Here is a 26,216-nt window from a genome sequence, read left to right as displayed (position 1 = left end):
ACGTGTGACCCCAGAGGTATTTGTTGAATTGTTTCGAGACGCTTTATGGATGGTGTTGATCATGGTTTGTGCCATTATCGTCCCCAGTCTAATGGTGGGCTTGGTTGTGGCCGTATTTCAAGCCGCAACATCAATCAATGAACAAACACTGAGTTTTTTGCCAAGATTGATTGTGACGATTTTAGCGCTGATGGCTTTTGCACACTGGGGTACTCAGATGATGATGGAGTTTTTCTTTGGCATTATCGAGCGATTACCTCAAGTGTTGTGGTAACGCATCATGATGGAGTACCCAACCACCGCTGTACTTGAATGGATGGCTAACTATTTTTGGCCCTATGTTCGTATTTCGGCCATGTTGATGGTGATGCCTGTTACGGGCGCGCGATTTGTTTCACCAAGAATTCGCCTTTTCCTTGGCCTGGCACTGACATTTGCGGTGATGCCTTCGATACCTAAGGTACCTGAAACTATAGAACTGTTGTCCTTTCAAGGGTTTCTCACCGTTGCAGAGCAGATATTGATTGGCGTTGCAATGGGAATGGTGGCCATCTTTATGGTACAAACGTTTGTCATGTTGGGCCAAATACTAGGCATGCAATCGAGCCTGGGCTTTGCTTCGATGGTCGACCCTGCGAACGGTCAGAGTACGCCGCTATTAGGTCAATTATTTATGTTTCTGGCCACCATGTTCTTTTTGGCCACAGACGGGCACTTAAAGCTGATCCAATTGGTTGTGATGAGTTTTAAGACTCTACCCATTGGTACTGGGCACTTAAGTGCAATTGATTACCGAGAACTGGCCTTGTGGTTGAGCCTGATTTTTAAGACGTCTTTGAGTATGGCACTGGCGGGAATTATTGCTCTTTTAACCGTGAATCTCTCATTTGGTGTCATGACTCGTGCCGCACCTCAATTAAATATCTTTTCCCTAGGCTTCGCATTTGCGTTAATCATCGGCTTGATGATTTGCTGGTATATATTAGCTGGATTGTACAGCCACTATCAGTTGTATTGGATCGAAGTTGAGTCGCAGATCTGTCGTCTAATCGACATAAGTTGTTAAAAGCCATTAGATAAAATGTAAGGAGGCTGGCTTGGCAGAGTCAGATGGACAAGAACGCACAGAAGACGCCACGCCCCAGCGGTTAAAGCAGGCGCGTGAAAAAGGCCAAGTTGCTCGCTCTAAAGAGCTAGCGTCAGTTTCTGTATTGGTCGTCGGTTCAGTCTCCTTGATGATGTTTGGTGAGTCACTCGCTCAGGCCCTTTTTTCAGGGATGCGCAGTTTGTTTTCATTAAGTAGGGAAGAGATTTACGATCCGACCAAGTTATTGGATGTCGCGTTGGGAGCATTAAGTGACTTAGTGCTGCCATTGATGCTGATTTTAGTTGTGCTGTTTGTTGCTGCGCTAATTGGCGCGGCTGGCGTCGGCGGGATCAGTTTTTCAGCGCAGGCTGCGATGCCCAAAATGTCTAAAATGAATCCGCTCAGTGGATTTAAACGAATGCTTGGTATGCAAAGTTGGGTTGAACTCGTCAAGTCGATACTTAAGGTTGCATTGGTAGCGGGTATGGCCTCTTATCTCATTAGTGCCTCGAAAGCAGACCTGTTTCAACTCAGCATGGAAGTGTTTCCGCAGAACATTTTTCATGCCTTATCAATTCTACTCAACTTCGTTTTATTGATCAGTTGTACCCTCTTGATTGTGGTTGCAATAGATATCCCCTTTCAGATATGGCAACACAGTAATCAGCTAAAAATGACCAAACAAGAAGTCAAGGACGAGCACAAAGACACTGAAGGTAAGCCTGAGGTTAAGGGCCGGATCCGGATGTTACAAAGAGAAGCGGCTCAAAGGCGAATGATGGCCGAGGTCCCTCAAGCGGATGTCATCGTGACAAACCCGGAACACTTTTCCGTAGCACTTCGCTACGCACAAGGCTCAGACCGAGCGCCGATTGTGGTTGCAAAGGGGGTAGAACATATGGCGTTGAAAATAAGAGAAGTCGCACGTGAGCATGATATTTACGTCGTTCCTGCACCGCCATTGGCGCGTGCTTTGTATCATACCACCGAGTTAGAGCAAGAAATTCCAGATGGGTTATTTGCCGCTGTTGCACAGATACTGGCGTATGTTTATCAACTCAAGCAATACCGCCGCAAGGGAGGGGAGCGACCGACACTCAATGAAAACCAAATGACCATACCGAAAGACATGCGGCACTAGTGGTGTCAATAAATTGGCGCGAACGCGCGGTACGATATTTGCTTAGTTAACAAGTTAATAGGATTTAAACCATTGTCCTTAATGATCGGCAATGGCAGAGCAGTGATGTTGTTAGAATGAAATTCAGTTTACCTTTTGCCAGTTGGCTTCCACATATTCCCAAACGGGCATTTCCCGCTATTGGCGCTCCGGTAATGGTGCTAGCGGCATTGGCAATGATTGTGTTGCCAATTCCACCGTTTCTACTCGATCTCTTCTTTACCTTCAATATTGCCTTGGCGATGGTGGTGCTATTAGTTTCTGTCTATACACGCCGTCCACTCGATTTTGCCGCTTTCCCAACCGTACTGCTTATAGCGACTCTTTTAAGGTTAGCCCTGAACGTAGCATCAACTCGTGTCGTTTTGTTATCTGGTCACGAAGGTGAGGGTGCGGCGGGTAACGTTATCGAAGCGTTTGGTAATGTGGTGATTGGTGGCAACTACGCGGTGGGTTTAGTGGTGTTTTTGATCTTGATGATTATAAACTTCATGGTAGTGACTAAAGGTGCTGGACGTATATCCGAAGTTAGTGCTCGCTTCACTCTTGATGCCTTACCCGGAAAGCAAATGGCGATTGATGCAGATTTGAACGCAGGGCTGATAGAACAAGACGAAGCGCGAACTCGACGTTTTGAAGTCACAAAAGAGGCAGACTTTTACGGCTCAATGGATGGTGCCTCAAAATTTGTAAAAGGCGATGCAATAGCCGGTATCTTGATTCTGTTTTTAAACATTATCGGTGGCTTGAGTATTGGTATGATGCAGTATTCCCTAGGGTTTGGGGAAGCCATCGAAATCTATACTTTGCTGACTATCGGTGATGGTCTTGTCGCGCAAATCCCGTCTCTACTGCTGTCGATTGCAGCAGCAATCATGGTAACCCGTCAAAATACCGACGAAGATATGGGACAACAAGTGGTGTTCCAGTTGTTTGATAACCCCAAAGCTTTGATGATCACGGCGGGTATTTTGGGTGTCATGGGCATTGTGCCGGGAATGCCACATTTTGCCTTTTTGTTGTTGGCTCTCTTAGCTGGAGCTGGAGCTTACTGGATTGACAGGAAAAGCAAACTCAAAGCCGCCGAAGCAAACCTGCCAGCCGAGCTTTCTTCTGATACTCCATCTAAGCCGAAAGAACTATCATGGGATGATGTTCAGCCTGTGGATGTGATTGGCTTAGAAGTGGGCTATCGATTGATCCCATTGGTGGACAGGGATCAGGGAGGAGAACTGTTAGAGCGCGTGAAAGGCGTGCGTAAGAAGCTTTCTCAGGACTTCGGTTTTCTCATCCCTGCTGTCCATATGCGCGATAACCTCGAGTTAACGCCAAACTCCTACCGAATTACCCTGATGGGCGTTGCCTTAGGCGAGGCTGAGATCCGCCCCGATCAAGAGCTGGCCATCAATCCAGGTCAGGTTTATGGCTTGATTGAGGGCGAAGAAACGATTGACCCAGCATTTGGTCTCTCGGCCGTTTGGATTCAAGAATCGCAACGCGAGCATGCACAAGCTATGGGTTATACGGTTGTTGATTCATCAACCGTATTGGCAACGCATTTGAGTCAGCTACTGACCAACAACGCCTCTCAACTGCTAGGCCATGAAGAAGTGACCAATCTCTTAGAAATGTTGGGGCGCTCAACGCCTAAATTGGTCGATGAATTTGTACCAGAACAGTTGCAATTAGGAGTGGTGGTCAAGGTTCTACAGAACTTGTTAAACGAAGCGATACCGATACGTGATATTCGCACCATCGTTCAGACTCTTTCAGAGTATTCGTCGAAGAGTCAAGATCCTGACGTTTTAACAGCCGCTGTTCGCATCTCATTGAAGCGCCTTATTGTTCAGGAAATCAATGGTATAGAGCCAGAGCTTCCGGTGATTACATTAATACCTGAGCTGGAACAAATCTTGCATCAAACTATGCAAGCATCCGGTGGTGAATCAACGGGCATAGAGCCTGGTCTTGCTGAAAGGTTACAATCTTCGCTCAGCAACGCGACGCAAGAGCAAGAACTGAAAGGGGAAGCCGCAGTGCTGCTCACTTCGGGCGTGTTACGCTCAACACTCGCGAAATTTGTTAAAAATACAATACCAAGCTTAAGAGTGCTCTCCTACCAAGAGATACCGGATGAAAAGCAGATTCGAATTGTGCAAGCGGTCGGTAACTAGAATTAGCGGTATTACGCTTGCGCTCGAACGAAATCAGATTATGGATATAGCGATTGAAAATTAAACGTTTCTTTGCCAAGGATATGAGACAGGCGCTCTTTCAAGTTAAAGAGGAGCTTGGGGCCGATGCCGTAATCATGTCCAACAAAAAGGTGGCTGGTGGGGTTGAGATTGTCGCAGCCGTCGATGGAGAGTCGGCCGCAGTTGCTCCTCGCCAGATGGAACCTAGCAGTTTTAATCCGCCGCCAGCGTTACAAAATAAAGACTTTGGTCGCGAGCGCGATTTGCAAGATGACAAAGTCAGTATTAATCGCGGCGCAGTTGATCATAAAAACGGTACGATGACCGACCGTTTTGCCAATATGCTTAAGCATTATCGAGGCGGCACTCAAGATGCTGAGCCAAAAAGAAATTCGGACTCCCTGTCGGCATTGTTAGATCGACAAGCAGAGCAAAATAATAGTACTGCAAGTGCCTTTCAAAGCGCAGACAAATATCAGTATTCTCAACAAGCTCGGTTAGGTCGCCGAGACTCGCAGTCTCAGCGCTCGATGGGGCATGCTGTCAGTGAATCTCAGACGCCAAAATACAATACCAGCAGTCGCTCTCGCTCGGACCAGCAAATCGACCAAGAACTTGAATCGATGAAAGAAGACATGTCTTCAATTCGTCGTCTGCTTGAGCATCAGGTCTCTGGTTTGATGTGGCAAGAAGTTGAGCGCCGAGAACCATTAAGAGCAATGTTAATCAAGCGGTTAGAACGGATGGGGATAGCCTCTGAACTCGCTGATCAACTCGCTTGCTATATCCCTGAAGATACGCCTCCTCGGAAAGCGTGGAACGCCTTATTGTCTCTTGTCTCTGATCAGGTTGTCGTCAGCAAACAGGATATTCTTCGTCAGGGCGGCATCGTTGCTCTGCTCGGTCCAACAGGTGTTGGAAAAACGACGACCGTTGCGAAACTGGCAGCAAGAGCTGCAATGGAGTATGGCGCTGACAATGTTGCCTTGGTAACAACGGACACCTATCGAATAGGTGCCCATGAGCAACTGTCCATTTATGGCCGAATTATGGGATGCCCTGTAAGAGTTGCTAAAGATTCTGAGCAACTGGCCGATGTTTTATATCAGTTGCGAAACCGTCGCTTGGTATTAATAGATACTGCAGGAATGGGGCAAAGAGATGTCAGGCTTTCTGAGCAATTGGATACTTTGATGCAAGAGAGTGGCGAGGTCATCAATAGCTACTTAGTGTTACCTGCCACAGCTCAAAGGCAAGTGTTGCAAGAAACGTTAGAGCATTTTAGAAGAATTCCTCTTTCCGGCTGCATTATGACGAAACTGGATGAGTCGTTAAGCCTAGGTGAGTTTATTAGTGTGGTGATACAGAATGCATTACCAGTGACATACATCGCAAACGGACAACGTGTACCAGAAGACATTGTCATTGCCCAGCCAAGATACATGGTGGCAAAAGCGAACGAATTACTCGAGAAGTCGACAGAGAACGAACCTCACTTCTGGAACAGTGATGTGGAGGGGGTTTAGGTGCAGTTAAATATGACCGATAACATGATTCAAGACCAAGCAAGCGGCCTTAGGCGTTTGACGAAGCCTACTTTAACGAAAGTCATTTCAGTGACAGGCGGAAAAGGAGGTGTCGGTAAATCAAATGTAACACTAGGACTGGCCATCAGTATGGCTCGTCAGGGAAAGAAAGTCATGGTGCTTGATGCTGACCTGGGTTTAGCCAATATCGATGTTATGCTCGGTATTCGACCTAAGCGAAATCTAGGACATGTTTTGGCTGGTGAGTGCGAGCTCAAAGATGCCATTGTCGAAGGCCCACATGGGATCCGAATTATTCCAGCGACGTCTGGAACGCAAAGCATGACCGAGCTAACTCATGCTCAACATATTGGCTTGATACGCGCCTTCGGCAGCTTAGAAGACGAGATGGACGTGCTGTTGGTTGATACCGCGGCAGGTATCTCAGACATGGTGGTGAGTTTTTCTCGTGCAGCGCAAGACGTTGTAGTTGTGGTATGTGACGAGCCAACCTCGATCACTGACGCGTATGCGTTAATTAAATTGCTCAGCCGTGAACATCAGGTTCAACGCTTTAAAGTCGTTGCCAATATGGTGCGTAGTTACCGAGAAGGACGAGAATTGTTTGCAAAGTTGACCTTGGTCACAGAGCGATTTCTCAATGTTAGCTTAGAGCTTGTCGCATGTATCCCTTTAGATGATAAAGTTCGACAAGCAGTAAAAAGACAAAAGATTGTAGTTGATGCGTTTCCACGTTCACCTGCGGCTCTGGCAATTACTTCTCTTGCGAATAAGGCACTTACGTGGCCAATTCCAAAAGTGCCAAGCGGCCATCTCGAGTTTTTCGTCGAACGATTGCTCAATAGAACGGCGGCAATAGAGGAACCCTTTGGTGAATAAAGCTTTGACGTATGACCAAAATGCCAATCTTAGCGGTCAACAAGCTTTCTTAGAGAAATACTCTGTATTGGTTAAGCGAATTGCCCATCACCTGATTGGACGACTTCCACCGAATGTATTGGTGGAAGACTTGATCCAAGCGGGAATGATTGGGTTAATTGAAGCACAACGAAACTACGATGCTACAAAAGGCGCTAGTTTCGAGACCTACGCAGGGATTCGAATTCGTGGCGCGATGCTTGATGATATCCGACGCGGCGACTGGGTACCACGTTCGGTACACAAGAATAACCGAGATATCAATCAGGCCATCGCGACATTGGAAAATGAACTTAATCGCGATCCTACTGATGCAGAAGTGGCATCGTATTTAGAGATGTCCTTAAAGCAGTATCATAATGCTCTACATGATATTAGCTGCTCCAAACTCGTGGGAATAGAAGATCTTGGTGTGTCTGATGATGCAATCTCTTCCCCACACGAAGACAATAATACGCCATTCCAAGGGGTGGCGGATGAATCGTTCAGGCAAGCGCTAATCGAGTCGATAAAGTCTTTACCAGAACGCGAAGCGTTAACACTTTCTTTGTATTATGACGAAGAACTAAACCTAAAAGAAATTGGTGAAGTACTGGGGGTGAGCGAATCGCGCGTCAGCCAAATACTAAGCCAATCAATGCAGCGTTTGCGCACCAAACTGAGTGCTTGGACGCAAATGGATTAATAACACTGACTTGTTTCAGTGGAGGCAATTTTGAATAAAAACATGAAAATTCTTATTGTTGATGATTTTTCAACGATGCGACGTATTGTAAAAAACCTTCTACGCGATTTGGGCTTTAGCAATACGTTAGAGGCCGACGACGGTTTAACTGCTTTACCTATGCTTGAAAAGGGTGATTTTGACTTTGTCGTCACCGACTGGAATATGCCAGGAATGCAAGGTATTGACTTGCTTCGCCATATCAGAGCCAGTGACAATTTAAAGCATTTGCCAGTATTAATGATTACGGCAGAAGCAAAGCGAGAACAGATCATTGAAGCAGCACAGGCGGGCGTAAATGGATACATCGTCAAGCCGTTTACAGCGGCAACGCTAAAAGAAAAACTCGATAAAATATTTGAGCGCCTTCAATAAAAACGCATAAAACGCTAGGTGCTGTATAAGGCTTATATCAGGATGATTTCATTAGAACAAGCACAGCAGCTTGTCGCTTACCTTGAAAAAGGCAAGCAGCAGGAGGCAGACGATCTAGTCTCGATGATCCATGGCTCTGGTGAAAATCAGATGCTGCAAGAAGTTGGAGCACTGACACGAGATTTACACGATGCATTGGTTGATTTTAGCGTCGATGAACGCATCAACCAGATCGCAAATGACGAGATCCCGGAAGCATGTGACCGTCTCGAATATGTGATTAATAAGACCGAAGTGTCAGCTAACAAAACCATGGATGCGGTTGAGTGTTGTTTGCCTATCGCAGATAATCTTCACCAAAGTTTGTTGCAAGTTCGTCCGCAATGGAATGATCTCATGCATGGTCGCTTAGAACTCCAAACCTTCAAAGAGTTGTGTCATCGCATTGATCAACTTTTGAGTCAGGTTGAAGGTAACAGTTCAGAGTTGCGAGGTCAGTTAACCAACATTCTTATGGCGCAAGACTTCCAAGATTTAACCGGACAGATCATTCGGCGAGTGATCACCCTTGTTAGCGAAGTTGAAGCACGACTGGTTGAAATTCTAACCGTCTTTAGCGACGGCCAACAAGTGACTAAAACGGAACATAAGAAGGCACCAGCCGGAGTAGAGGGACCTATTCTCAACCCTCACGAGCGAGACGATGCCGTTTCATCACAAGACGAAGTAGACGATCTACTTTCGAGTCTTGGTTTCTAGAGGTAATGTATGAGCTACGATTTAGATGAGGAAATTCTTCAGGACTTTTTAATTGAAGCTGGAGAAATTTTAGAACTGCTATCAGAGCAGTTGGTTGAACTAGAAAATAACCCACAAGATACCGATTTGCTTAATGCAATCTTTCGAGGCTTTCATACTGTAAAGGGTGGTGCTGGGTTTTTAGCATTATCGGAGCTGGTGGATACATGCCACGGTGCCGAAAACGTCTTCGATATATTGCGAAATGGTCAGCGCAGCGTAAGTGCTCCATTGATGGATACAATGTTGCAGTCACTCGATACCATCAACCATCAATTTCAAGCCGTGAAGGATATGAGCCCAATGGAGGCCGCCAGCCCCGCGCTTCTTGAGGAACTCCATCGATTAAGCTCGCCTGAATCTAAAGACCCTGTCGCACCAGCAATTCCCCCAGAAGTGGAAGTAGCTCCGGTCGTTGAACCCGAAATTCCAGTAGCGTCAGAGCCTAATGAGATCACTCAAGGGACGTCTATCGATGACATTACTCAGGACGAATTTGAGAAGCTCCTCGACGAACTTCATGGGAAAGGTAATGCGCCAAGCAAAACTTCAACTCCCGCTCCGACGGCTGTTTCTGTTGTTAACTCTACGACAGATTCCGGTGATATTACCGATGATGAATTTGAAAAACTTTTAGATGAACTTCATGGAGTGGGACAAGCGCCAAGTTTGGTTTCGGTTCCATCAACACCTGCATCTTCTTTGCGTCAAAAAAATGACACGAGTAATGATTCTAAGCCGGGTAAAGACATTGCGTCTAGTACGCCAACGGCAAACTCAGTCAGTGATGATCTGATGACTGATGAAGAGTTTGAAAAACTGCTCGATCAATTGCACGGAGCGGGCAAAGGCCCAACGATTGAAGAGTTGGAAGTGGCTACAAAGCCAGCCATTCAAAATGATGTCGCATCAGTGCCTGAAAAATCCAATGCAGTTTCTGCTGTGTCACCCGTCGTAGTCAGTCAAGCGGCAGCAGGGTCTCAATCTTTTCCTGCGAAATCCGAGCACAAAGTGACACCTGCGGTGAAAAAGCCCCAAGCAGAAGCGACGGTACGTGTAGATACTTCGACATTAGATACCATCATGAATATGGTTGGTGAACTGGTTCTAGTGCGTAACCGATTGGTTAGCCTTGGCTTAAATAGCAACGATGAAGAGATGTCGAAAGCTGTTTCAAACCTTGATGTTGTAACGGCCGACCTGCAAGGCGCCGTAATGAAAACGCGCATGCAACCGATTAAGAAAGTGTTCGGTCGTTTCCCAAGGGTGATTCGCGATCTTGCTCGTACGTTAAACAAAGACATTGTATTGGAGATGCAAGGCGAAGATACCGATCTTGATAAAAACTTGGTCGAAGCTCTGGCAGATCCGCTGATTCACTTGGTACGAAATTCGGTCGATCACGGTATTGAAATGCCAGAGGTTCGTGAAAAGGCCGGGAAATCCCGTACTGGTCGAGTGACATTATCCGCAGCACAAGAAGGCGACCATATTCAATTAGCTATCATCGACGATGGTGGCGGTATGGATGCCAATAAGCTTAGAGAGATCGCCGTGAAGCGTGAGATGATGGACGAAGATGCCGCTTCTCGACTTTCAGATAAAGAATGCTTCAATCTGATCTTTATGCCTGGCTTCTCTAGCAAGGAGAAAATCTCCGATATTTCTGGCCGTGGCGTCGGGATGGATGTTGTCAATACGGCAATCAATGCTCTAAACGGATCAATCGATATTGATTCTGAGTTAGGGAAAGGTACAAAGATCACGATTAAAGTCCCTTTAACTTTGGCGATATTACCGACCTTAATGGTAGGTGTTTCTGGTCATCCGTTTGCGCTACCACTTGCCAGTGTCAATGAAATATTCCACTTAGACTTAAGCCGGACCAATGTCGTCGATGGCCAGTTGACAATTATTGTTCGCGAAAAGTCGATTCCTTTGTTCTATTTGCAAAACTGGTTAGCTCCTCATGCAGAGCAAGCGCAATTGCGCAAAGGTCACGGGCATGTTGTCATCGTACAAATTGGTAGCCAACGCGTAGGCTTTGTCGTTGATTCCTTGATTGGTCAGGAAGAGGTTGTTATCAAACCGTTGGATAAGTTACTGCAAGGTACTCCTGGCATGGCCGGTGCAACGATTACTAGCGATGGTCACATAGCACTAATTTTGGATGTGCCTGATTTGCTTAAGCAATACGCAGCAGCGTCGCGTATTTAGAAAGGAAGAGTATGTCAATACGAGTATTGGTCGTCGATGATTCAAGTTTTTTCCGTCGCAGGGTCAGTGACATCATTAATGGTGCTCCGAGATTAGAGGTCATTGATGTCGCTATCAATGGTAAAGATGCTGTCGAGAAGGCTCTAAAGTTAAAACCAGATGTCATCACCATGGATATTGAGATGCCTGTTATGGATGGCATCACAGCAGTCCGCGAGATTATGGCAGCCATACCAACACCCATTCTGATGTTTTCATCCCTGACTCAAGAAGGTGCGAAAGCGACACTCGATGCATTGGAAGCTGGCGCTCTGGATTTCTTACCCAAGAAGTTTGAAGATATTGCCCGCAACAAAGAAGAAGCGACAGCTCAATTACAGCAGCGTGTATTGCAGATTGCCGCACGTCGTGGGTTATTAAGACGCAGTGCTCCTCCTGTAAGGGCTGCTGCCACAACGCAAAGCCGACCTACAACCGCTAACCGTGTTGAGCCCTTAGCATCGCGAGCTCCAAGTTCTCGTTACCGGGCATCAGGAAAGTCTTACCAACTGACGGCAATCGGTACATCCACCGGTGGTCCAGTTGCACTGCAGAAAATACTGACACAGTTTCCAGCGAACTATCCGCATCCAATTCTACTGGTTCAACATATGCCAGCGACCTTTACCGCTGCATTTGCGAGCCGTTTGAATTCACTTTGTAATATTACCGTTAAAGAAGCCGCCGACGGTGATGTACTCAAGCCTGGTGTTGCTTATTTGGCGCCAGGTGGTATGCAGATGATGCTTGAAGGGCGTGCGTCGAATTGCAAAATTCGCATTATTGATGGCGGCGAAAGAATGAACTACAAGCCTTCCGTCGATGTCACATTTGGCTCCGCAGCGAAGATCTATCAAGACAAAGTGCTTTCGATAGTATTGACCGGTATGGGTGCCGACGGCCGGGAAGGTGCTCGTATGTTAAAGTCTTCAGGGTCAACGGTGTGGGCACAAGACGAAGAGAGTTGCGTGGTTTATGGTATGCCTCAAGCTGTTGCTAAAGCAGGCATTTCCACAGAAGATCTTCCGTTAGATAGAGTCGCCGAACGTGTTTTAATCGAGCTTAAGAGGTCACGATGATAGTTTGGAGTGTAGCAAACCAAAAAGGTGGGGTAGGAAAAACTACGTCAACAGTGACTCTAGCGGGTCTATTAAGTCAAAAGGGGCATCGTGTACTGCTCATTGACACCGATCCCCATGCCTCGTTAACTACCTACCTTGGTTTTGATTCTGATAATCTCGACAAAAGTCTGTTTGACCTCTTTCAGTTGAAAGACTTTAATCAGCCACAAATTAGTCCGTTGATTTTGCAAACCCAGATTGACAATATAGATTTGATGCCGGCCCACATGTCATTGGCCACACTCGATCGCGTCATGGGCAACCGCAGTGGAATGGGGCTCATTTTGAAGCGTGCGCTGCTAGCATTGCGCGAACATTACGACTATGTGCTTATTGATTGTCCACCAATTTTGGGCGTCATGATGGTGAACGCGTTAGCGGCAAGCGATCGAATTTTGATCCCAGTTCAAACAGAGTTTTTAGCAATGAAGGGTCTAGAGCGTATGGTTCGAACTTTAGCCATTATGCAAAAGTCACGGCAGCGCCCGTTTAAAATTACTATCGTACCGACCATGTATGACAAACGGACCCGTGCATCATTACAGACATTGACTCAATTGAAAAAAGATTATCCAACTCAAGTCTGGAGTAGTGCAGTTCCAGTCGATACTAAGTTTAGAGACGCAAGCTTAAAACACATGCCGGCTTCCCACTTTGCATCAGGTAGTCGTGGGGTCTTCGCTTATAAACAGTTATTGACGTACCTAGAGAGGTTAATGATCGATGGCGACTGAGCATTCAGCACTTTCAAGTGAGCAGGCGCTTGAGGATTACTTCACTGCGTTATTGGATCTAGAACCTGAAGCTGATATCGATGAGCCACAACTCAAGGTTCAGCGAGAAGATGATACCAGCGGTTTACCAAGCTCCGAGCCAGAGTTGCAACCTTGTGAGTTTGAAGAACCAACCGTTGAAGTAGAGCGACAAATTGCCAAGCCAGTGGAAGAGCTGTCGTCCCCTTCTATGGTCGTGGAACCTAAAGAGTCGCCAAACCTTGAAAGCTTACAACGCTTATTCAGTGGTCTAGAGCCTGCGCAAGTACAAGCTGAACCAGTCGTTGACGCTACTACTGTGACTACTCAAACTGAAGAGATCCAAGAATGGGCGGTTGAAATAGATACGCGGCCAACGATTGAAGCAAAGGTTGAAATAGAGCCAATAGACACTAGTCTACACCAAAGTGAGATCCAAACTGAATCTTCGCATGAAGCGGAGTTACAGGTTGAAACAGAATCGGTTGAATCAACGTGGAAGAATGGTGAACGCACGGAAGGTTTTCAAGTTCTCTATTTTGACGTTAATGGTGTGACGTTCGCCGTGCCCCTTGATGAGCTTGGCGGCATCCATAAACTTGGTGAGGTAAGTCATCTTATAGGTCGACCAGGTTGGTACTTAGGCTTGCAATCTAGCCGAGAAAATCAATTCGACGTGGTTGATACGGCAAGGTGGGTCATGCCTGATAAACTCACCGATGATGAGCATAGAGAACATTATGAATTCATCGTTATGTTAGGTGAAAGTAATTGGGGTTTAGCGTCAACCGAACTAAAAGGAACAGAAACATTGTCACCCGAAGCGGTACGTTGGCGTGAAAAAGCAGGCAAACGCCCATGGTTGGCAGGTATGGTAAAAGAGCAAATGTGTGCGTTAGTCCATACCGATGAACTAATCACTATGTTGAATGCAGGTTTAGATGTAACATCGCTTCAGCATTAATATTTTATCTGGTGCTGAATTGGCACCGTACAATGAAGTCACTGTGACGTTGAGAGGAAAACTATGTCTCAAACAATGGATATTGAAGTCAGGAAAGAACAGGCCAACGATGAAGTTCTTCAATGGGTAACGTTTCAGCTAGAAGATGAGACTTATGGCATTAACGTAATGCAAGTACGTGAAGTACTGCGTTATACCGAGATTGCACCTGTGCCAGGAGCGCCGGATTACGTACTCGGCATCATCAATCTGCGTGGTAATGTTGTCACTGTCATCGATACTCGTTCTCGCTTTGGTTTAATGCCCGGCGACATTACTGACAATACACGCATCATCGTCATTGAATCTGAACGTCAAGTTATTGGTATTTTAGTTGACAGCGTAGCCGAAGTGGTTTACCTGCGGTCATCGGAAATTGATACAACACCAAGCGTGGGCACAGACGAAAGTGCTAAGTTCATTCAGGGTGTAAGTAACCGAGAAGGCAAACTTCTGATCCTAGTAGATCTCAACAAGTTGCTTTCTGAAGACGAATGGGACGAAATGGCGTACCTATAATGCTAGAATCCTTACCGATTGATTCGCCTCTATTGTGGATAGGGGCGTTAATTACCTTTGTCGGGTTAGTTTGGTTACTGAGCTTAAATCGCGCTAACCGACGACTGATCAATGCTCTGCGTCAAAATCACCGTACTACAGAAAAAGAGTTGGATAAGTGCAATAAGCAATTGCTTGAGGTGCGCTCCGTTTTGGTGGGTTTAGGACAGAGAGTCACTGAACAACAAGAGTTAATTCAACATCTAACCGAACGTGTGTCAGAGCTTGAAAACATTGATAACGACGGTCGTTTATACACGCGCGCCAGTAAAATGGTAAAACTTGGGGCGGGCTTGAATGAGTTAATCGAAGAATGTGAATTACCCAAGGCTGAAGCCGAACTCATGATGTCATTACAAAACAAAATCGTTGGCAAAGAAAAAGTGCCGCCGTTGCAAGGCCAAAACATCCCAAGCAGACGCCAGGTGAAAAATAAGCCTGACTTCTCACAGCGAATTAAGTAACAAAATATTTACAAGTTTTGAGTGTAACTAGTTAAAAAACAAGAAAACTTTTCATCTTAACTACCTCTTTTGGGGTACGGTTATCTACTCGAATATAGATATTTGACATTTCATACCAAGTTTCGTGACACGGGTAATATCATTGAGCTTTCTCAACGCTCTCCCTATGGTAAGATAATCGTCCCTTCGCCCCAAAATGATACGGAATGTTAGAAGTAACCAACCTGACCGCCATTCGAGATGAGCGAGTTTTATTCGAAAACCTATCTTTTTCACTGACGACCGGCGATCTGGTTCAGATTGAAGGTCGAAACGGTACTGGCAAAACCACGCTGATGAGAATTATCGCAGGACTTGGTGATAAGGATGACGGCGAGATTTGTTGGAACGGTGAAAGAATTGAATCTAGTCGTGAAGAGTTTCATCAGGACCTGCTGTTCCTCGGTCATCAAACAGGTGTAAAACGAGAATTGACCGCTTTTGAAAACCTGCAGTTCTATCAAGCCATTCACGCCCCTACTACATCAAAAGATGACATTTTCCAGGCGTTGACTCAAGTTGGCCTTGCCGGAAGAGAAGATGTCCCAGTGTCTCAACTGTCTGCAGGTCAGCAACGCCGAGTAGCATTAGCCCGTCTGTGGTTAAGTGAAAAAACACTGTGGATCCTCGATGAGCCACTCACGGCCATCGACAAGCAGGGTGTAAAGGTGTTGGAAGCGTTGTTTCTTAAACATACAACGCAAGGGGGGATTGTTCTTTTAACAACCCACCAAGATATGTTTAGTAACAATCCGGCACTCAAAAAAATCAAGTTAGGAGGCTAAAATGATCGCATCTATGACGACCATCATTCGTAGAGAGCTTTTGATTGCCTTTCGCCGCCAAGCGGATATATTCAATCCACTGTGGTTTTTCATTATCGTCATCACGCTATTTCCTTTAAGCATTGGTCCTGATCCGAATTTATTGGCGAGAATTTCTGCGGGAATTGTATGGGTGGCGGCGTTGCTAGCGGCACTTTTGTCACTGGAACGATTGTTTCGTGATGACTTCCAAGACGGTTCTCTAGAGCAAATGATGCTAATGCCCATCCCGCTGCAATTGGTGGTCATGTCAAAGATTATTGCTCACTGGATATTGACGGGGTTACCATTAATCTTGATCAGTCCTTTATTGGCAATACTATTATCGCTAAATTTTGATACTTGGTTTGCTGTTGTGTTGACCTTGTTGGTTGGAACACCAACGTTGAGTTTTGTGGGGGCAATTGGCGTTGCTCTTACAGTAGGGTTACAAAAGGGCGGGGTGCTGCTGAGCCTACTCGTGCTGCCGTTGTATATCCCTATTTTGATTTTTGCAACGTCTGCAATTGATGCGGCATCCCTTGGTGTTACGTATAACGGTCAGTTGGCCCTGTTAGGTGCGATGTTGGCAGGAGCAATGACGCTAACACCGTTTGCGATATCAGCAGCATTGCGGGTTAGCGTAAACTAATAATAAATAACATAAAAGTTGGCGTGACTAGCTAAATGCTAGGTCATAGGACTTAGTTAAATTGAACAATGTTGAATACAGAGTGAGTACTAACATGTGGAAATGGCTCCATCCTTATGCAAAAGCAGAGACCACCTATCAGTTGTGTGGTCGCTTGTTGCCTTGGTTTTCTTTACTTGCATTAGCGTGTCTGGCTATTGGTACCACATGGGGGCTAGCCTTTGCCCCGTCGGATTATCAACAAGGCGATAGCTTCCGAATCATATACATACACGTACCATCGGCCATCTGGTCAATGGGTGCTTATATGTCTATGGCGATTGCAGCATTCATCGGGCTTGTTTGGCAAATCCGGTTGTCGAGCTTAGCCGCATTGGCCATGGCTCCTATTGGCGCCGTTTTTACCTTTATTGCCCTATTGACTGGAGCGGTATGGGGCAAACCTATGTGGGGTGCTTGGTGGGTGTGGGATGCGAGATTAACCTCTGAGCTCATTCTTCTTTTCTTATATCTTGGTGTTATTGCCCTTTATCACGCGTTTGATGATCAGAAAACGGCGGCGAAAGCGGCGGGGATTTTGGCTATTGTTGGTGTGATTAACTTACCAATCATTCACTTTTCTGTTGAATGGTGGAACACTCTTCATCAAGGCGCGACGATCACTAAATTTGACGCACCGTCAATTTCAAGCGACATGCTTTGGCCTTTGTTATTAAATATTTTTGGTTTCGCGTTTTTCTTTGGTGCACTGACGTTGGTACGGTTGCGTAACGAAATCATTAGTAAAGAAGGTCACAGACCATGGGTTATCGAATTGGCTGCTAAGCAACTAAATAAGGGGAACTAAACATGCATTTTGAATCGTTTGGCGATTTCCTGGCAATGGGGGGTTATGCGGCCTATGTATGGGGAGCGTTTGGTATCACCTTTTTATCGATGCTGATATTACTGGTATCAAGTGTGTCGCGTGGCAAAAAGTTATTGAAGGAAGTTCAGGCCAAAGTGGACAGACAGGCTCGAATTGAAGCAGCAAAAAATATGGAGAACACACTATGAACCCTAGGCGTAAGAAAAGGCTTGGTGTCATCCTAGCCATTTTTATCGGTGTGAGCGCAACGATTGGTCTTATCCTTTATGCACTCAATCAAAACATGGATTTGTTCTATACGCCAACGGAATTGGTTTATGGCAAGCAAGATGGCGCTAAGCCTGAAGTAGGACAACGCCTACGTATTGGTGGTATGGTGGTCGAAGGCTCGGTACGCCGCGACCCGCAATCATTACGTGTTAGTTTTGATCTTGCCGATGTCGGTCCGAAAGTGACCATTGTTTATGATGGTATTTTGCCAGACCTGTTTAGAGAGGGACAAGGCATCGTTGCTCAGGGTGTCCTAACCGACGCTACAACGATTGAAGCTTTTGAAGTCCTTGCTAAGCATGACGAAGAATATATGCCTTCTGAAGTTGCCGAAGCCATGAAGAAAACGCACGAGCCGCTTCAATATTCGACAGAACAAACACAAGGAAGCGGTCAATGATTGCTGAAATAGGCCATTTTGCTCTGATTGTTTCGTTAGGGTTGGCCGTGTTATTGAGTATCCTGCCTTTAGTGGGTGCCTCACGAAACAATACCATGCTAATGAGTACTGCCCGCCCACTTTCGTGGGGGATGTTCTTATTGATGCTTATGTCTTTTCTAATTCTCCTTTGGGCGTTTTATACCAACGATTTTACGCTTGAGTACGTTGCGAATAACTCCAACACACAGCTTCCTTGGTATTACAGGCTGACGGCCGTTTGGGGGGCTCACGAAGGTTCATTGCTTCTTTGGGTGCTGATTCAAGCCGCTTGGACAGTCGCCGTCGCGACATTCAGCCGTGGTATGCCTCAAGAATCTGTTGCTCGTGTACTTGCGGTTATGGGGCTTATCACGGTCGGATTTTTGCTGTTTATCATCGTGACATCTAACCCGTTTTTGAGAACATTACCGTTTTTCCCAGTTGATGGGCGTGACCTTAACCCTCTACTACAAGACCCGGGTTTGATCATTCACCCTCCAATGCTTTACATGGGTTATGTAGGGTTTTCTGTTGCGTTTTCTTTCGCCATTGCATCATTGATGACAGGTCGACTCGATACCGCATGGGCTCGCTGGTCTCGACCTTGGACCATCGCAGCTTGGGTTTTCCTTACCTTGGGGATCGCACTAGGCTCTTGGTGGGCGTATTACGAACTTGGCTGGGGTGGCTGGTGGTTCTGGGATCCAGTAGAAAATGCGTCATTCATGCCTTGGCTAGCGGGTACGGCACTCATGCACTCGCTCGCGGTTACCGAAAAGCGCGGTACGTTCAAAGCATGGACTGTACTTCTGGCGATATCTGCATTTTCACTAAGCTTACTGGGTACTTTCTTAGTTCGCTCCGGTATTTTGGTGTCGGTTCACGCTTTTGCTTCAGATCCGTCCCGCGGCATGTTCATCCTTGGCTTCTTAGTCTTTGTTATCGGTGGTTCGTTGCTACTGTTTGCATTGAAAGGGTCATCGGTAAGAGTACGAGGTAAGTTTGATCTCATCTCTCGTGAAAATGCTTTGCTCACTAACAACATCCTATTGATGGCGGCTCTTGCTGTGGTTCTCGTCGGCACATTATTGCCATTGGTCCATAAGCAAATCGGCTTAGGCTCAGTATCGATCGGAGCACCATTCTTTAATATGTTGTTTACCTGGTTGATGGTGCCATTTTCCTTCTTGATTGGTATAGGCCCCTTGATTCGTTGGAAACGCGACAAGCTTTCAACGCTTGTTAAACCGATGATCGTATCAGGTGTGGTTTCACTTGTATTAGCAGGCGTATTTGTAAGCCTGTTGTCGGAATTCTTTACTGGCCTTGCATTCCTCGGCTGGGTGATGGCTATTTGGATCATCACGATGCACTGTTTCGAGCTGTACGAACGTGCGACTCACAGACATTCGTTTTTTACGGGCATTACCAAGCTTCAGCGCAGTCATTGGGCGATGATGACAGCTCATATCGGATTGGCTGTTACAGTTATAGGTATTGCGATGGTGCAGAACTACAGCATTGAGCGTGATGTTAGGTTGGCACCGGGTGAACATTACCAGATAGAAGACTACGATTTTTACTTCTCTGGTTTACGAGATCGTGATGGACCAAACTACGACGGTTATATCGCAGACTTCGAAATCACGAAGGACGGTAAGTACATCAATACGCTACACGCAGAGAAGCGATTCTACCGCACCGCGAAATCAATGATGACAGAGGCAGCAATTGATCGTGGTATTACACGTGACTTGTATATCGCTATGGGCGAGCGTCTTGATGATGGTGATGCATGGGCCATACGTATTTACTACAAGCCGTTTGTTCGTTGGATTTGGCTGGGGGCGCTGTTGATGTCTATCGGCGGTATTATTTCGATTAGTGACAAGCGTTACCGTTTCAGAAGCTCAGCTAACAAAGAGGAGTCAAACTCATGAATAAGAAGATTTTATTTGTTCCTCTGGTAGCGTTTCTGGTTCTTGTCGCGGTGTTTGCCGTCCAGCTGGGGAAGAACTCTGCTGGTGATGATCCGACCAAGCTCGAATCAGTATTGATTGGTAAGCAAGTACCTGAGTTTCGCCTTGAAGACCTGATTGAAGAAGGCAAGTTGTACGATCAGGATATTTTTAAGGGGGAGCCGTTGCTTCTTAATGTTTGGGCAACTTGGTGTCCAACTTGCTATGCCGAGCATCAATATTTGAATGAACTGGCAAGCAATGGTGTCAAGATCATTGGGTTGAACTATAAAGATGATCGCAAAAAGGCGGTTCAATGGCTCAACGAGCTTGGCGACCCTTATTTGATCAATTTGTTTGATGGTAATGGGATGTTAGGTTTGGATCTCGGTGTTTATGGCGCCCCAGAGACCTTTCTTATTGATGCTAATGGTGTTGTTCAATATCGCCATGTGGGTGATGTTAATGCAAGAAACTGGGCCGATACACTACAGCCTAAATATCAAAAAATGCTAGGGGATGCCAAGTTATGATGAAATGGATATCAGCCCTGCTCGTCTCGCTAGCTATTGGGTTTACAGCAAATGCCGCCATTGAGGTGCATGAATTTGAAAACCTAGAGCAGGAGCAGCAGTTTAAAGATTTAAGCAATACTTTGCGTTGTCCTAAGTGCCAAAACAATACGATTGGTGACTCCAACGCAGAGCTTGCTCAAGACTTAAGACAAAAAGTCTATGAGATGACAAAAGAGGGCAAGTCTAAGCAGGAGATTGTAGATTATATGATTGCTCGCTACGGCAACTTTGTTACCTATAACCCACCTCTGACTGTTGCGACATCAGTACTGTGGCTAGGCCCAATCAGTGTCATCTTAGTTGGTTTTGGGATCATCTTTGCCCGCAGTCGCCGCAGTAAAACAAGCCCGAAGGGGGACGCTGATTCGTCGGATTGGAATGACGAAAAAGAAGCGAAGCTAAAAGCGTTACTTGATGATACAAAGACTGGAGATAAAGAGTCATGACATTATTTTGGGTTTCGACTGTTGTACTCACAGTAGTGGCGTGTTTTTTAATCGCTCTGCCACTCAAGCGTAAAAAAACCATTAATGATGAACAGCTGCGTGATGAGCTCAATAAAGCGTTTTATAAAGACCGCCTTTCTGAGCTTCAAGTTGAAGCAGACGAAGGCTTGGTCGACAGTCAGCAAGAACTGATTGCCGATCTAAAACAATCGCTGCTTGATGATATTCCAGAGGACACTCACACCAAGAAAGACAGCATTTCGCCGATGGCGGTGTTAATTCCTTCAGTGGCGTTGATTGTGGTCATGTCTTATAGCCTGTACGCAAAATTTGGTGCTGCGGATAAGGTCTCTCACTGGCAAGAGGTATCAGAAAACTTACCTGAGCTTTCAAAGAAATTGATGTCAGGGCAAGCCGAGCCACTTAGTGACGACGAAATGCGTGATTTAACTTTGGCGCTACGTACTCGCTTGCATTACCAACCAGACGACTCAACAGGCTGGCTGCTACTTGGCCGCATTGCTTTGGCAAACAGAGATGTATCTACAGCTATTGATGCGATGGAAAATGCTTATAGGCTTGAGTCTGACAGCGCTGATGTGAGATTAGGTTACGCTCAGTCGCTGATGATGTCGCAAGATGAAATGGACCAGAATAACGCTCGTCGTATACTCACGGGATTACTTCAAGACGATTATGTCGATCTTAGAGTGTTCTCGTTGCTGGCGTTTGATGCATTCGAGCGTCAAGACTTCCCAGCAGCGGTGCGCTATTGGTCCATTATGCGTGAAATGATTGGTCCAGAAGATAGTCGCTATGAGATGTTGGGCCGCAGTATTCAAAGTGCTCAAAGTCGTATGGGTGAAGCGATGGATCAAAGCAAATCTGTACGCGTCACTATCAGTCTTGCTGATCAAGTTCAAGCTCCTGAAAATTCAGCATTGATTGTTTCAGTGCACCGAGCCGACGGCTCGCCGATGCCAGTCGCTGCAGCTCGATACCCACTGGGTAGCTTTCCGCGTACTGTGGTATTAGATGACAATAACAGTATGATGCAAGGACAAAAACTATCTGATCTGTCAGAATTAATCGTACGTGCCCGCATCGATAGCGACGGAAACGTATCGACCAAAAGCGGAGATTGGTATGGTGAGAGCCAGGCGGTCGAGCTTGGTGAACCTGTTGAGTTAAGCATTAATAGTCAATACTAAGGTTTCTCAATAGTAAGCCTTTATTGTTAACAACCAAGCGAATGCTAGCGAGTATACAGGCTTGGTTGTATACTTACCCTTAGTGGTGATCATAACAATCAAAGGCTTACCCTTAATTGGCGTATGAATTAAGGGATAAAACTAGTAACTCGGCCTGATTGTGTAACTTATGGATGAGGTTATGCATTTAGCATTGTACGGTAGAAATCGCTCGATTTTTACCCTTCTTATATCCTTCGTATTTGTGACAGGTTGTTCATCGGCGCCCGCCGATAACCCTAGTGGTGAAGAACCCTCACGCAACTCAGCCAGTTCGAGCGAAGTGGCACAGGCAAACACGCCTCAAGCAGAATCACACCCTAACGATCCATTCGAAAGCTTTAACCGAGCTATGTGGACACTCAATTACGATTATCTCGACCCTTACTTAGTTCGTCCTGTGTCTTTGGCCTATGTGAATTACACTCCGGATCCCTTGCGACTAGGGGTACGCAACTTTTTAGCCAACCTAGACGAGCCGTTCAGTATGGTGAACAACGCGGTCATGGGCAATGGCGGCGTCGCGTTGGATCATTTCAACAGATTTTGGCTTAATAGTACTCTTGGCCTACTTGGCTTCATTGATATCGCCACCTATGCCGGTATCGAAAAGCGCAGTAAAAAAGAGTTTGGTGATGCCCTTGGCCATTACGGTACAGGAAAAGGCGCGTACATCATGCTTCCTGCTTATGGGCCGATAGTCGTTCGAGAGGGGGCGGATTTTGTAGATGGCTTGTATCCACCTATCTCTTACCTTAGTTTTTGGGCAAGCTTTGGCAAATGGGCGCTAGAAGGTATGGAGAAACGCGCGTTAGTGGTACCTCAGGAAGTGACCTTAGAGAACTCACCTGATCCCTATGCGTTAACCCGTGAGGTTTATCTTCAAAGGCAAGACTACAATGCAGAAGTAGCAAGTGAAGAAATCGATGCCGATGAAGAGGCTTATTTAGACGAATATCTCGAAGAAGGGTTTGATTAGTAAAGTTGCAACATTGCGAAATTTGGTGGTTTGGAAAAAGCAAAAAGGGCTGAAATTCAGCCCTTTATCAATTAAGCAAATATTTGCTAGGTTAGCTTAGAAGCTGTAGCTGTATTGAATACCTGCCAGGATAGCGTTCGCTTTTGTAGTCGCTGTTAGTGTCAAAGGACCAGAAGTCTCAGTTACTGCAACGTCTTTACCCATTAGGTAAGTAAAACCAAAGTCTACTGTGTGATGCTTCTCGAAGCTGTAACCAACACCTGCCGAGAACCATTGTCGATCAGAGTCTGGTACAGAAATCGAGGTTAGCTGGTCTTGCGCCGCTGTATCGTACATGTAGCCCGCACGCAGTGTCCAAGCGTCGTTTAGGTAGTATGTACCGCCGATAGCAGCATGGTAGCCATCTTTCCATTCATAATCTTTAAGTACTGTTCCACCGGTAGTTTCCAACTGATCGAAGACACTCCAACCGATCCACTGTAGGCTGTAGTGAACAGCGAACTTGGTATCTTGAATCATATGGTAACCGGAAAACTCTAGCATGCTCGGTAGTGCTAGTTTTAATTTATCACCAGCAACCGCGTTTACGCCTGAGAAGTTTGGATCCCCTAACGCAATCCCAGCATCAGCAAATACTGTACCGTCAGCTTCAATCTCTGGGCTATAGTGATATGCCAGACCAAAACGGTTGTTTTGGTTTAACTCAAAAACTGTACCAAGATTAAAACCTAGACCAATACCACTAGCGTCAACATTCAGAGCGGTAGTCTGGCCAAAACCAGGAGTGCCTGGTGAGGTCTCGCGTTTTAACTCACCTGCACCAGAAATAATATCTAGGCCAGCACCAAAGCTCCATTGCTCATTTAAGCGATAAGAAGCAGCCAGTGCGTAATTGATACTTTCGATTTTAGTCGTGCCGCCAAATACTTTGGCAAGGTTAGTATCACCAAACGAGCTATCGAACTCATTGTTTGTACCAAAGTTTGAGTAGATACCAGCGCCTAGAGCCCATTGATCATTCAAGCGGTGAACATAATAGATATTTGGAACTGGAGAATCGGCTTTGTTGGTGGCGTTCGGCTCTTGAAGTCCATTTGGAGGAGCGCCTGCACCACCGATGTCCTTAACGTTGATTTCAGAGCTAATGACATTCAAACCACCAGAGAACTGGTGCGTGTCGAACAAAGACATCGCTGCAGCGTTACGCGCCATTACAGAAGCGTTATCTGCGATTACAGCGTCACCGGCAAATGCGCGGCCTAAGCCTGTAGCAGATTGAGCGTTGAGCTGGAATCCGGCTGCCGAAACTTGGTACGAAGCAAGAGAGAGAGATGAAACGGTTACTGCTAAGAGCGTTTTTTTAAACAGACGCGTGCTTTTCATTTATACATTTCCTTATTGAAATTCGCCTCTAATGGGCGTTAGTAAATTGAGCAATCACTCAATTCGGGGCTGATCCTAAGCACTACTATAGAGAATAGAAATCAGACCAGTTACTAAAATAATGGAAAAAGTATATAAATGACGACCATCTGACAGGAAAAGTATTGATTTTGGTATTTTTTAGAGTTGGTACTCTATTAATGCTGCTGCATAAATAAAAATGGCTTTATTACGAAAATAAAGCCATTTTTAAAGAGGTTTATGCTTTATCGATGATCTTATCAATGCTATTGATAATGGCAGAGAAGTCCTCATTCAACTCGCCGACAAGAATGACACTGGAATCACCCATTGGTACAACAACGCCAGACAGCCCATCCTTGTCAAACTCTGTAACACTTTCTGACAATTCAGGAGTGATGAAAAGTGTGACCTTGCCCTTACTACCTTGAAAAACCATGTGCATGGCGTTTGAATCGCCAAAACCACAGTGATTTAGATAGTAAACATGATAGGGAAACTGCGTTGTTAACTGGTGAGCAAAAGGCAGTAATTTTGCGTTGATTTGATTCATCGTCACAGCTTCATCAAGTGTCTCGATAAAGCTCATCTCATTAACTACGTGTTTAATTGCGGTATCAGATAATGTCGCTTGCGCTGGAGTGACTAGAATATTGCCCCAATTCACCTGACCAACCACCAGGCCAAATGCAAAAGCAATGGATGCAGCGGTAGCGAGTGCCCGTTTGGTAAAGTTAACTTTTACAACATTACTCTGCCCGGATTGTTGGAATAGGATTTTATCGGCCAGATCGTCAGGTACATCGATCTTCATGGCACGTTCTAGTTTATCGTCAAAGGCAAGAATCTCTTCGGCGAACTTAGCATTGGCCTCGTCGGATTGAATCGCGCTCTGTAATTGCGGATCTCGAGATTTGGGATCTGACATTATGCGACGACGGAATTCTAATTCATCCATTTTTATGCCCCCTTGGTGCGTCTGCCGACTCGAGTGCTTCTTTGAGCTGGTTACGGGCTCTAAACAGTCTGGTCATCACAGTGTTCTTGTTTAAACTTAATATCTCGCCGATTTCTTCGCCGCTAAATCCGCCAACAACTTGCAGGAATAGTGGCTCCCGATACTCGACATCCAAGCTCATAATTTGAGTATGAAGCCATTCTTGTTGATGGTGCGCGTCATCGGATACTTTGGCGTCATTACCATAGTCATCTATATCAACCAGATCGAACTGCTTGCGCTCAAAACGTCTCGCATTCTCCCTTCTTAATATGGTTATTAACCATGACTTAGCCGCCTTTTCATCAAGCAGACTGTCCAATGACTTCCATGCTCGAAGACAAGTCTCCTGTACCAAATCTTCAGCTATCGCTTTGTCTTTACAAAGCCAAAACGCATAGCGAAACAGGTCTCTGTGGTAAGCACGAACAAGTGCTTCGTATTTTCTTTGTTTGTCCATGTGAGAGTTGACCGGACGTTTAGAAAATTTCTTTCCGATATTTTTAATTAGCGACACAGAAGCCTCCGTGTTGACCATATAAGTTCGCTTTTTGTTGATTTGGAATTCAGTAAGTC

The 26,216-nt window shown here is 45.8% G+C and carries 28 protein-coding genes; 25 read left to right on the top strand and 3 right to left on the bottom strand.

The features are described 5' to 3' along the window. The first annotated feature begins 4 nt into the window (after positions 1 to 4). From fliQ to LNL84_RS10750, 25 genes are all read left to right on the top strand, one after another. Positions 5 to 274, top strand: coding sequence for a flagellar biosynthesis protein FliQ (gene fliQ, locus LNL84_RS10870; protein WP_244357267.1), 270 nt, complete (start codon positions 5 to 7; stop codon positions 272 to 274). A 9-nt stretch (positions 275 to 283) separates the two neighbouring features. After that, entirely contained in the window at positions 284 to 1,066 is a 783-nt protein-coding gene (fliR, locus tag LNL84_RS10865) for a flagellar biosynthetic protein FliR (RefSeq protein ID WP_244357341.1), read from the top strand. A gap of 31 nt (positions 1,067 to 1,097) precedes the next feature. After that, the gene (flhB, locus tag LNL84_RS10860; protein ID WP_244357266.1) at positions 1,098 to 2,228 is read left to right on the top strand and encodes a flagellar biosynthesis protein FlhB; all 1,131 of its coding nucleotides are present in this window, start codon (positions 1,098 to 1,100) and stop codon (positions 2,226 to 2,228) included. A 116-nt stretch (positions 2,229 to 2,344) separates the two neighbouring features. After that, positions 2,345 to 4,441: a flagellar biosynthesis protein FlhA gene (flhA, locus tag LNL84_RS10855; protein WP_244357265.1), complete on the top strand. Its 2,097-nt coding sequence runs from the start codon at positions 2,345 to 2,347 to the stop codon at positions 4,439 to 4,441. Between the two features lie 53 nt (positions 4,442 to 4,494). Then, entirely contained in the window at positions 4,495 to 5,988 is a 1,494-nt protein-coding gene (gene flhF / locus LNL84_RS10850) for a flagellar biosynthesis GTPase FlhF (protein ID WP_244357264.1), read from the top strand. Positions 5,989 to 6,000: 12 nt separating this feature from the next. Then, positions 6,001 to 6,888 carry a MinD/ParA family protein gene (locus LNL84_RS10845; RefSeq protein WP_244357263.1) on the top strand — a complete coding sequence of 296 codons (888 nt, stop codon included), beginning with the start codon at positions 6,001 to 6,003 and terminating at the stop codon, positions 6,886 to 6,888. Then, positions 6,881 to 7,612 carry an RNA polymerase sigma factor FliA gene (locus LNL84_RS10840; protein ID WP_244357262.1) on the top strand — a complete coding sequence of 244 codons (732 nt, stop codon included), beginning with the start codon at positions 6,881 to 6,883 and terminating at the stop codon, positions 7,610 to 7,612. The genes LNL84_RS10845 and LNL84_RS10840 overlap by 8 nt, the downstream gene beginning before the upstream one ends. A gap of 42 nt (positions 7,613 to 7,654) precedes the next feature. Further along, the gene (cheY, locus tag LNL84_RS10835) at positions 7,655 to 8,026 is read left to right on the top strand and encodes a chemotaxis response regulator CheY (protein WP_244357261.1); all 372 of its coding nucleotides are present in this window, start codon (positions 7,655 to 7,657) and stop codon (positions 8,024 to 8,026) included. Positions 8,027 to 8,068: 42 nt separating this feature from the next. Then, complete coding sequence (locus LNL84_RS10830; RefSeq protein ID WP_244357260.1) at positions 8,069 to 8,785, top strand: protein phosphatase CheZ; 717 nt, start codon at positions 8,069 to 8,071, stop codon at positions 8,783 to 8,785. A 9-nt stretch (positions 8,786 to 8,794) separates the two neighbouring features. After that, positions 8,795 to 11,041, top strand: coding sequence for a chemotaxis protein CheA (locus tag LNL84_RS10825; RefSeq protein ID WP_244357259.1), 2,247 nt, complete (start codon positions 8,795 to 8,797; stop codon positions 11,039 to 11,041). A gap of 11 nt (positions 11,042 to 11,052) precedes the next feature. Then, positions 11,053 to 12,159 carry a protein-glutamate methylesterase/protein-glutamine glutaminase gene (locus tag LNL84_RS10820; RefSeq protein ID WP_244357258.1) on the top strand — a complete coding sequence of 369 codons (1,107 nt, stop codon included), beginning with the start codon at positions 11,053 to 11,055 and terminating at the stop codon, positions 12,157 to 12,159. Further along, a complete protein-coding gene (locus LNL84_RS10815) occupies positions 12,156 to 12,935 on the top strand; it encodes a ParA family protein (RefSeq protein WP_244357257.1) in 780 nt (259 codons plus the stop codon). Before LNL84_RS10820 ends, LNL84_RS10815 begins: the two co-directional genes overlap by 4 nt. Continuing rightward, positions 12,925 to 13,917 carry a chemotaxis protein CheW gene (locus LNL84_RS10810; RefSeq protein WP_244357256.1) on the top strand — a complete coding sequence of 331 codons (993 nt, stop codon included), beginning with the start codon at positions 12,925 to 12,927 and terminating at the stop codon, positions 13,915 to 13,917. Before LNL84_RS10815 ends, LNL84_RS10810 begins: the two co-directional genes overlap by 11 nt. 63 nt (positions 13,918 to 13,980) lie before the next feature. After that, positions 13,981 to 14,475, top strand: coding sequence for a chemotaxis protein CheW (locus LNL84_RS10805; RefSeq protein ID WP_244357255.1), 495 nt, complete (start codon positions 13,981 to 13,983; stop codon positions 14,473 to 14,475). Then, complete coding sequence (locus LNL84_RS10800; RefSeq protein WP_279611008.1) at positions 14,475 to 14,978, top strand: DUF2802 domain-containing protein; 504 nt, start codon at positions 14,475 to 14,477, stop codon at positions 14,976 to 14,978. Before LNL84_RS10805 ends, LNL84_RS10800 begins: the two co-directional genes overlap by 1 nt. 206 nt (positions 14,979 to 15,184) lie before the next feature. Beyond that, a complete protein-coding gene (ccmA, locus tag LNL84_RS10795; RefSeq protein ID WP_244357253.1) occupies positions 15,185 to 15,802 on the top strand; it encodes a cytochrome c biogenesis heme-transporting ATPase CcmA in 618 nt (205 codons plus the stop codon). Position 15,803: 1 nt separating this feature from the next. After that, positions 15,804 to 16,472 (top strand): heme exporter protein CcmB, encoded by a 669-nt coding sequence (gene ccmB / locus LNL84_RS10790; RefSeq protein WP_244357252.1) that lies wholly within the window; start codon positions 15,804 to 15,806, stop codon positions 16,470 to 16,472. A 94-nt stretch (positions 16,473 to 16,566) separates the two neighbouring features. Next, positions 16,567 to 17,319: a heme ABC transporter permease gene (locus LNL84_RS10785; protein ID WP_244357251.1), complete on the top strand. Its 753-nt coding sequence runs from the start codon at positions 16,567 to 16,569 to the stop codon at positions 17,317 to 17,319. 2 nt (positions 17,320 to 17,321) lie between these two features. Then, entirely contained in the window at positions 17,322 to 17,528 is a 207-nt protein-coding gene (gene ccmD / locus LNL84_RS10780; RefSeq protein ID WP_244357250.1) for a heme exporter protein CcmD, read from the top strand. After that, on the top strand, positions 17,525 to 18,010 hold the full coding sequence (gene ccmE, locus LNL84_RS10775; RefSeq protein WP_244357249.1) for a cytochrome c maturation protein CcmE: 486 nt from the start codon (positions 17,525 to 17,527) through the stop codon (positions 18,008 to 18,010). Before ccmD ends, ccmE begins: the two co-directional genes overlap by 4 nt. Beyond that, positions 18,007 to 19,971: a heme lyase CcmF/NrfE family subunit gene (locus LNL84_RS10770; protein ID WP_244357248.1), complete on the top strand. Its 1,965-nt coding sequence runs from the start codon at positions 18,007 to 18,009 to the stop codon at positions 19,969 to 19,971. Before ccmE ends, LNL84_RS10770 begins: the two co-directional genes overlap by 4 nt. Further along, positions 19,968 to 20,522, top strand: coding sequence for a DsbE family thiol:disulfide interchange protein (locus LNL84_RS10765; RefSeq protein WP_244357247.1), 555 nt, complete (start codon positions 19,968 to 19,970; stop codon positions 20,520 to 20,522). Before LNL84_RS10770 ends, LNL84_RS10765 begins: the two co-directional genes overlap by 4 nt. Next, complete coding sequence (locus LNL84_RS10760) at positions 20,519 to 21,010, top strand: cytochrome c-type biogenesis protein (RefSeq protein ID WP_244357246.1); 492 nt, start codon at positions 20,519 to 20,521, stop codon at positions 21,008 to 21,010. Before LNL84_RS10765 ends, LNL84_RS10760 begins: the two co-directional genes overlap by 4 nt. Then, entirely contained in the window at positions 21,007 to 22,221 is a 1,215-nt protein-coding gene (gene ccmI / locus LNL84_RS10755; protein ID WP_244357245.1) for a c-type cytochrome biogenesis protein CcmI, read from the top strand. The genes LNL84_RS10760 and ccmI overlap by 4 nt, the downstream gene beginning before the upstream one ends. A gap of 193 nt (positions 22,222 to 22,414) precedes the next feature. Further along, positions 22,415 to 23,239: an MlaA family lipoprotein gene (locus LNL84_RS10750; protein WP_425244302.1), complete on the top strand. Its 825-nt coding sequence runs from the start codon at positions 22,415 to 22,417 to the stop codon at positions 23,237 to 23,239. A 96-nt stretch (positions 23,240 to 23,335) separates the two neighbouring features. Here the strand turns inward: LNL84_RS10750 and LNL84_RS10745 are convergent, their stop codons facing one another. From LNL84_RS10745 to LNL84_RS10735, 3 genes are all read right to left on the bottom strand, one after another. After that, entirely contained in the window at positions 23,336 to 24,622 is a 1,287-nt protein-coding gene (locus tag LNL84_RS10745) for an outer membrane protein transport protein (RefSeq protein ID WP_244357243.1), read from the bottom strand. A 259-nt stretch (positions 24,623 to 24,881) separates the two neighbouring features. Then, a complete protein-coding gene (locus LNL84_RS10740) occupies positions 24,882 to 25,601 on the bottom strand; it encodes a DUF3379 domain-containing protein (RefSeq protein WP_244357242.1) in 720 nt (239 codons plus the stop codon). Next, entirely contained in the window at positions 25,594 to 26,178 is a 585-nt protein-coding gene (locus LNL84_RS10735) for a sigma-70 family RNA polymerase sigma factor (protein ID WP_244357241.1), read from the bottom strand. Before LNL84_RS10735 ends, LNL84_RS10740 begins: the two co-directional genes overlap by 8 nt. Positions 26,179 to 26,216: the final 38 nt, after the last annotated feature.

Origin of the sequence: Vibrio gelatinilyticus, assembly GCF_022836845.1 — a bacterium.
Classification (GTDB): domain Bacteria; phylum Pseudomonadota; class Gammaproteobacteria; order Enterobacterales; family Vibrionaceae; genus Vibrio; species Vibrio gelatinilyticus.
Note: the sequence above shows the minus strand (reverse complement) of the source record. Positions and strands in the feature narration are given on the sequence as shown.

What these genes read in the sequence shown, in the direction of transcription:
- LNL84_RS10770 (WP_244357248.1), top strand. Translation starts at nt 18,007, where the DNA reads ATGATTGCTGAAATAGGCCATTTTGCTCTGATTGTTTCGTTAGGGTTG.
- LNL84_RS10830 (WP_244357260.1), top strand. Translation starts at nt 8,069, where the DNA reads ATGATTTCATTAGAACAAGCACAGCAGCTTGTCGCTTACCTTGAAAAA.
- LNL84_RS10845 (WP_244357263.1), top strand. Translation starts at nt 6,001, where the DNA reads ATGACCGATAACATGATTCAAGACCAAGCAAGCGGCCTTAGGCGTTTG.
- LNL84_RS10740 (WP_244357242.1), bottom strand. Translation starts at nt 25,601, where the DNA reads ATGGATGAATTAGAATTCCGTCGTCGCATAATGTCAGATCCCAAATCT.
- ccmI (WP_244357245.1), top strand. Translation starts at nt 21,007, where the DNA reads ATGACATTATTTTGGGTTTCGACTGTTGTACTCACAGTAGTGGCGTGT.
- LNL84_RS10810 (WP_244357256.1), top strand. Translation starts at nt 12,925, where the DNA reads ATGGCGACTGAGCATTCAGCACTTTCAAGTGAGCAGGCGCTTGAGGAT.
- LNL84_RS10760 (WP_244357246.1), top strand. Translation starts at nt 20,519, where the DNA reads ATGATGAAATGGATATCAGCCCTGCTCGTCTCGCTAGCTATTGGGTTT.
- LNL84_RS10815 (WP_244357257.1), top strand. Translation starts at nt 12,156, where the DNA reads ATGATAGTTTGGAGTGTAGCAAACCAAAAAGGTGGGGTAGGAAAAACT.
- ccmE (WP_244357249.1), top strand. Translation starts at nt 17,525, where the DNA reads ATGAACCCTAGGCGTAAGAAAAGGCTTGGTGTCATCCTAGCCATTTTT.
- fliR (WP_244357341.1), top strand. Translation starts at nt 284, where the DNA reads ATGGAGTACCCAACCACCGCTGTACTTGAATGGATGGCTAACTATTTT.
- LNL84_RS10735 (WP_244357241.1), bottom strand. Translation starts at nt 26,178, where the DNA reads ATGGTCAACACGGAGGCTTCTGTGTCGCTAATTAAAAATATCGGAAAG.
- LNL84_RS10765 (WP_244357247.1), top strand. Translation starts at nt 19,968, where the DNA reads ATGAATAAGAAGATTTTATTTGTTCCTCTGGTAGCGTTTCTGGTTCTT.
- cheY (WP_244357261.1), top strand. Translation starts at nt 7,655, where the DNA reads ATGAAAATTCTTATTGTTGATGATTTTTCAACGATGCGACGTATTGTA.
- LNL84_RS10805 (WP_244357255.1), top strand. Translation starts at nt 13,981, where the DNA reads ATGTCTCAAACAATGGATATTGAAGTCAGGAAAGAACAGGCCAACGAT.
- LNL84_RS10785 (WP_244357251.1), top strand. Translation starts at nt 16,567, where the DNA reads ATGTGGAAATGGCTCCATCCTTATGCAAAAGCAGAGACCACCTATCAG.
- ccmB (WP_244357252.1), top strand. Translation starts at nt 15,804, where the DNA reads ATGATCGCATCTATGACGACCATCATTCGTAGAGAGCTTTTGATTGCC.
- LNL84_RS10800 (WP_279611008.1), top strand. Translation starts at nt 14,475, where the DNA reads ATGCTAGAATCCTTACCGATTGATTCGCCTCTATTGTGGATAGGGGCG.
- flhA (WP_244357265.1), top strand. Translation starts at nt 2,345, where the DNA reads ATGAAATTCAGTTTACCTTTTGCCAGTTGGCTTCCACATATTCCCAAA.
- LNL84_RS10825 (WP_244357259.1), top strand. Translation starts at nt 8,795, where the DNA reads ATGAGCTACGATTTAGATGAGGAAATTCTTCAGGACTTTTTAATTGAA.
- ccmA (WP_244357253.1), top strand. Translation starts at nt 15,185, where the DNA reads ATGTTAGAAGTAACCAACCTGACCGCCATTCGAGATGAGCGAGTTTTA.
- ccmD (WP_244357250.1), top strand. Translation starts at nt 17,322, where the DNA reads ATGCATTTTGAATCGTTTGGCGATTTCCTGGCAATGGGGGGTTATGCG.
- LNL84_RS10745 (WP_244357243.1), bottom strand. Translation starts at nt 24,622, where the DNA reads ATGAAAAGCACGCGTCTGTTTAAAAAAACGCTCTTAGCAGTAACCGTT.
- LNL84_RS10820 (WP_244357258.1), top strand. Translation starts at nt 11,053, where the DNA reads ATGTCAATACGAGTATTGGTCGTCGATGATTCAAGTTTTTTCCGTCGC.